The 6495-nt window shown below is 45.6% G+C and carries 4 protein-coding genes and 1 pseudogene; 2 read left to right on the forward strand and 3 right to left on the reverse strand.

The genetic code is table 11. The features are described from left to right. Positions 1 to 20: 20 nt before the first annotated feature. Positions 21 to 1115: a substrate-binding domain-containing protein gene (locus AB4484_RS16315; RefSeq protein ID WP_372079273.1), complete on the reverse strand. Its 1095-nt coding sequence runs from the start codon at positions 1113 to 1115 to the stop codon at positions 21 to 23. Positions 1116 to 1196: 81 nt separating this feature from the next. Here AB4484_RS16315 and AB4484_RS16320 point away from each other — a divergent pair, with 81 nt between their 5' ends. Together AB4484_RS16320 and AB4484_RS16325 are read left to right on the forward strand one after the other, a co-directional pair. After that, complete coding sequence (locus AB4484_RS16320) at positions 1197 to 2315, forward strand: substrate-binding domain-containing protein (RefSeq protein ID WP_048611123.1); 1119 nt, start codon at positions 1197 to 1199, stop codon at positions 2313 to 2315. Continuing rightward, complete coding sequence (locus AB4484_RS16325) at positions 2312 to 4786, forward strand: putative bifunctional diguanylate cyclase/phosphodiesterase (protein WP_372079275.1); 2475 nt, start codon at positions 2312 to 2314, stop codon at positions 4784 to 4786. The genes AB4484_RS16320 and AB4484_RS16325 overlap by 4 nt, the downstream gene beginning before the upstream one ends. 62 nt (positions 4787 to 4848) lie before the next feature. Here the strand turns inward: AB4484_RS16325 and yegS are convergent, their stop codons facing one another. Both yegS and AB4484_RS16335 read right to left on the reverse strand, forming a co-directional pair. Next, positions 4849 to 5754, reverse strand: a complete 906-nt coding sequence (yegS, locus tag AB4484_RS16330; RefSeq protein WP_372079277.1) for a lipid kinase YegS — start codon at positions 5752 to 5754, stop codon at positions 4849 to 4851. A 19-nt stretch (positions 5755 to 5773) separates the two neighbouring features. Next, a pseudogene (locus AB4484_RS16335) lies at positions 5774 to 6475 on the reverse strand (LysR substrate-binding domain-containing protein); the annotation flags it as partial. Positions 6476 to 6495: the final 20 nt, after the last annotated feature.

The following is a 6495-nucleotide window of genomic DNA, read 5'->3' on the forward strand; positions in this document are numbered from 1 at the left end:
AAAGGATAGTTGAATCGAACCTAATTCTTGCCCGAGTAACGAAACGCTTCTCTGGTTAGCTGATTTAATTGGTCGTCATTCATCTTATTGTGCACAACGGTGATACGGCCTAAGTAAACCAGCGGGACTTCTGCCTCTCGCTTTTCCAAGTGAAACTTAATCGCTTCGGCCGTTGCCACACCAAGGTCATCACTCATTCGCATAGGCGTCGCGTCTAATTCATCTGAACGAATCTTTTCTATCTCTTTTGCAGTACCGCCCCAACCCGTTACATAGATTTCAGACAACATGTCAGCCTTGTTTAAAGCATCCACCGCTCCCATGGTCATCGCAGTATTGGCATTGTGAACCATGGTCACCTCAGGGAAGTTACCAAGCACTAAACGAATCCCATCGGCGCCACCTATCTTCTGGTATTGCCCGAAGTGCTCATACACCGTTAACCAATCACCTTTTTTCTCTACACAATCAATGAAACCTTGTGAACGTTGAGTATCTGTTATTCCCGGGATCCCTCGATTTGCTGAAAACTCGACTTCATTTCCCAGCTCTTTCACCACATGGTCACAAAGCACCTCAGCCCCCATCGCGCTCGAGAAATCAAACCAGCTGTCTGGTTGATGTTTCCATTGCTCATTAGGTGTGTGAAACGCCCAAATAAAGGTTTTGAAATCTTTTGAAGCGGACAGTTTTTGAATATTACTGGCTTGGATACCCAATTCAGAAGGGCCAAAAATGACGAAGTCATAAGGCGCCTCAGAATTCAGGACTTGCTCGGTGTATTGGGTTTGTAATGAGTGCTCAATTTGCCTTGAGGTAAACTCACTGATCTCAAAAGGCAGATCCAAAGCGATGAGCCTTTCCTTCAATGCAGTGTAATTTCTTGTCCAAAAGTCAGAAATATCTGCACTTGGATAAATCAGCGCAATTCTTACCGGTTTTTCTACCGACATCGGAGCTAATGAAATTGGCTCGCCACTTACAGTCTCTTGAAATTTTTCAAGTTTCTTTACATCAGCCTCAGACCTTACCCCGTCAGCATTGACGTACAAAGGGAGGCAAAAACATGCTGTCAGTAGAGTTGGTAAAACATTTTTATAAAGTTGACCCGGCATAACTGTTACCAAATGTTTGAATGTTTATTAACAATATTATAAATATAGAGCGATTATAAGTTAAAGCGTTTTATAAGCCATATGAATAAGAGATTAAATTTTGCGAGTTTGTTGCTCGCTACTACTTGCTACTCTCAGAGTTTTGCGGGTAATCATGAAGACGATTTCTTCCAATATGCTGAAGAAAAAGTGATGCGAGCGGTTTCCAACCAGAGAACTTGGGATGGCCCAATGCAAGGCCCTGCGGTGCGTCATGAAAAAAACGTTATTTTTGTCGCGTCTGATTTACGTAATGGTGGCGTTTACGGGGTGGGTAAAGGTATCTCAGAGGCCATTTCAAACATCAATTGGCATCTGAGGTTCATTGATGGCTTAGGCTCAGAAGTACGCCAAGGCGCAGCTATCCGAAAAGCGATTGGCTTTGAACCCGATGCCATTGTGCTTGGCGGCATTGACGCTGTACGACACAAAACCATTTTGAAACAAGCGGAAGATCTCGGAATCGTTGTCATTGGCTGGCACGCGACTGAGCTTGTTGGTGGCAACCCAGAAATCGGCTTATACACCAACATCACCACAGACCCTCTCGATGTGGCGGAAGTGGCCGCGCTACTCGCGATTGTTAACTCAAACGGGCGAGCAAAAACCGTGGTGTTTACCGACCCGAACTATGAAATTGCGATGATCAAGGCCAACGCGATGGTCAACACCATCAAGCGTTGCGGTACCTGTGATGTACTTGAACTGAACTACTTACCGCTCGATAAAATTGCCGAGCAGATGCCTGCGACATTGAAAAACCTTGATGACCAATATGGCGAAAAAATCACTCACATCTTAGCCATCAACGACCTCTACATTGATTACGCGATCCCTTCTTTGGAATCTAATCTCGAAGAGTATCGGCTAATACCACAAAACATTTCAGCGGGTGACGGCAGCAAAGCCGCGTACAAAAGAATCAATAGCGGTCAATTCCAACTGGCGACGGTACCTGAACCCTTATATCTACAAGGTTGGCAAATTGTCGACGAGCTCAATCGAGCATTCAACCAGATGCCTCCGAGTGGCTACTCTGCCCCTGTGCATCTCGTCACGCCCGATAATGTTGAAGAACTCATCAGCCAGTCAGACAAAGGCATCTACGACCCTAAAAATGGCTACCGTGAAGCGTATCTGAAAATTTGGAAGCCACAATGAAACTACCTCAGATAAACATCACCCAACGGCTCATTATTTCAAACCTGGTTTCGCTATTGATTGTGAGCCTTGCGGTCATCATGGTGATCCGCTCGCTCTATTACGTCGAGTCGACGCTGAAAACGGAAACCTCGACACACGTGTCAGATTTGATTGTTAACTCTGAAATCAGTCGTCGCGTGTTTACGCTCACCTCTCGAGTTAAGCTGCTGGAACAGACTTTTTTGTTCAGTGAAACCACGCTGTCTGAAGAAGCGTTCAATGTTGATTTCCAACTGCAACGACTGAGAGATCTTTCGACCAACGAAGGTTTCTCGCAAAAGATCGATGCCTTTATCGATAACTTCCACCGTTTCTTAGGCAGTTCGCTAGCACTGAATCGAATCCTTAAGCAGACCAATCAAATCGACGCTGCATTAGCTGAGCAACTTGATCAACTCGAATTTGCGATAGCCGACAGCAAGCTAAGGCACTTAGACCAACCTAATTTCATCCGTTATAACAATGAATTAGATCTCATCAACATGCTACGAGAGTCGTTCCTCACCTCGGGAAAAATGGTCGGTGACATTCACAGCCGTATCACGCCAGAGACCGAGAAAGTCCTACTTATCGAGGTCGAGAAAGAACTCGATATATTTTTGCTCCATTTAGAAAACGTCGATATCGAAACCTCAGCGGTGATTGCTGAGAAGAAAAGAATTCATCGAACGGTCAAACGATACAACGCGGCTTTAAAACGCATTCGAGCGAATCTGGAACAGCGTTGGTTGGTGATGGCATCACTGCTAGTTGCCCAAAGTGACTTGTTGGAGATGGTAGAAAAAACCGAGTCACGCGTACAAAGCCAAGCTTTAGAACTAACCGACCAACTTGAAAAAGAGATTGGTCTATCAAGGCTCAATGCGATTGTTATCAGCTTTTCAGCCGTCGTGTTGTCGATGTTGCTGGTTAGCCACGTTGTAAGACACCACATTCGAAAACCACTCAATGCCCTTAGGCATGGCTTCGACCGTTTAGAATCTGGTAGCCTCAAAAACCCGATCAACTTGGGCAGAAGTGACGAATGGTCTCACTTAGAAAAAGCCTATAACGACATGGCTTTAAGGCTGTCTGAGGCCTATCTCGACCTCACTGAAGAGAAGAAGAACTTCGACTTCCTCGCGCACCATGACCCACTGACGAATTTGGCTAACCGACTGTTGGCCACCAAACAATTGGATGAAGAGATTAGAAAATCCAGTGAGAGCAACGCCTCTTTCTTATTGTTTTATCTCGATATTGATGAATTTAAGACCATTAACGACTCCTTAGGACATGCGCCCGGAGACAACTTATTAGTCAATGTCTCTGACATTCTGAGTAACTTAGTCGGCGATAAAGGCTTTGTTGCTCGAATGGGTGGCGACGAGTTCTTGGTTGTGTATTCCAATGTTGGCCTAGAAGAAGGTGAACCGATCGCCGATCGCTTGAATCAAGCATTAAGAAAGCCGTATTACATCGATGATAATTCTATCTTCGTATCTGCGAGTATTGGTGTGTGTGAGTACCCTACTCATGGTTTGGATCGTGAAACCTTAATTCGCAACGCAGATACCGCCATGTATCACGCCAAACGGAACGGTCGAGACCAATACAGAATCTACGCGGATAAAATGACCCATGAAGTAAACGACTTAATCGAAACCAACATAGGGCTTCATCAAGCGATTGCCAATGACGAGCTTGAAGTGTTCTTCCAACCCAAAGTCGACTTAGACTCACAGGGCATTATTGGCGCCGAAGCACTTATTCGCTGGCGACACCCTAAATTGGGCTTACTGCCACCGATTGATTTCCTTGAAGTGGCGGAGAAAAGTGACCTCATTATCGACATCGATAAATGGGTGTTCAAGAAAGTGGCAAACTTGATCACTGAATGGCAACGTGCGGGAATAGACCTACAAGGCGTGATTTTCTCAATCAATTTCTCAGCGCGAATGTTCTATATGACAGACCTCGCCGAGCAACTACAAGTGATACTGGATGAAACGGATTGCCAACCTCACCAATTGCTGCTTGAGATTACCGAAAGAGACATGATGCGTGATTTCGAAACCTGTTCGAGAACCATTGAGGTGCTTCATTCTAAGGGTTACAAGATCGCTATCGATGATTTTGGTACGGGTTACTCTTCACTGTCGGTATTGAAGAATCTTTCGGCTGATTGCGTAAAGTTAGATCGAAGCTTTATTGAAGATATTAACTCATCAAAGGTTGATTACGAGATTACTTGCGCGGTGCTTAAACTCGCGCAAATACTCGACTTTTCAGTGATTGCAGAAGGCCTTGAAACCCAGAGCCATGTGAAGACACTGCGCCAGATCGGTTGTAAATACGCTCAGGGTTATTTCTTTGCGCGTCCTTTGCCGATTGATGACTGGTTGTCTTACTTTTTGCTTAATTCAGAGCAAACGCCAAAAGAGGCATAACGAATCTTAACGGAGTGAATGACCCAATCGGTCGATCACTCCGTTTACCCAACCGAAGTGGTTTACCGGTTTTTCACCAAACAAGGACTGTTTTCTGGCAACACCAAACAAATGCTGGATGGCATAACTTCAAAACGTATTTGATTGGAACGATAAGGTTCACCATCAAGGTTAATGGGCAGTGACTGAGGGAAATCTATCTCTAACCAGCGAGCTTGAGTATGGACAATGTATTTGCCGTCGTCGGCTGGATGCTTGAGCTCTTCGATGACTTTTGGCAAATCAGAAGCAACGAAGGTTTTGACTAAAGTAAGATCCATCAAACCATCATCAATCAATGCATTTGGCGCTAACTCTTGTCCTCCACCCGCTAAGCGACCATTACAAAAAGCACCAACAAGGATCTCTCCGGTAAAGCTGCCTTTGTCTATGGTCAACGTGCCACTGTAAGGCTTAAAGCCGAGTGCTTTCACCACTCCTGTTAGCGTATACGCACCGCCACCGAGAAAATCTTTAAGCTCGACCGGCGTTTCAGCTGTGACTTCAGCACCAAAACCCGCCGCAGCGACATTCATAAAGTAGCGGTCATTCGCACGCACGCTATCAACAGCAAACACCTTGCCTTCCAGCGCTAGTTCAAAAGCACCCGAAATATCATTAGGTATTCCCGTTGCGGTAGCAAAATCATTCGCCGTGCCCATCGGGATAATCGCCAGTTGTGGTCTTTCACTGGCACGGAACTGGTTGAGCGCGTTAACGGCTTCATTCACCGTTCCATCGCCACCCGCCACAATCAGACGCTTAACACCATCGCATATAGCCTCGCTTACCAAACGGAACATATCCGACGATTCCCAAGTCACTCTAACTTGCAGGTCAATATCGTTGTCCCTCGCCGCAAAGATGGCTTGCCTTAATTCCGGGATATTGGCTTTCTTTCCGTTTAAAATCGCGCGAATGCTTTCCATGGCTATGTCCTTGTATAGGCTAACTTGACAACTCTTTTGCTGCCGCTTTGATCTTAGCTCGTAACCACTTATGGCTTGGTTCATTAGTACGGCTTGGATGCCAAATCATACACATATCAAGATCTTCCAACTCGAAGGGTAATGGCAGTGTTTTTACCGCGTACTTTTCAGCAAAACAACGCACCGATGAAATAGGCATTACACCGATATACTCAGAGCCTTCGATAACAGGCAGCATCTCTACAACGCCCGCTGCGCGATACACGATTCTACGTTTCTCAAGGTCACTGTAGTGCTCAGAGCTCAATAAGCTTTTACGTGCATGCCACCTAGAGACCACCACATGCTCGAGTGCTAAAAACTGTTCCATATCGATCGTATCGCCAACCGTAGGATGATCACTACTACACACCACGACCAACTCTTCTGTAGAAATCACCTCGTGTTTAAGCATGGTTCTTCCTTTGGGCGTCATATCAACAATCACGTCATGTCTTTGAAGCCTTAAATCGGACTCATAGTCTTCGGTAAACAGAGGATGAACCTCTAACGCGATACCTGGCGCAACTGGGCTGATTAACTGCATGACTTTTGGCATCATTTCGTAGCTCGCTGCCGACACACAGGCAATGGAAAACACACGGCCAGAGGTTTTAGGATCGAAGTCTCTTGATGCAGATAAGGTAGAAGTAAAGTTTTTAAGTGCGGCAGCCATTGCAGGACACGGCTAGAGCATTTTAA

Origin of the sequence: Vibrio sp. 10N.261.46.A3 (genome assembly GCF_041472995.1) — a bacterium.
In the GTDB taxonomy this organism is placed as follows: Bacteria; Pseudomonadota; Gammaproteobacteria; order Enterobacterales; family Vibrionaceae; genus Vibrio; species Vibrio coralliirubri.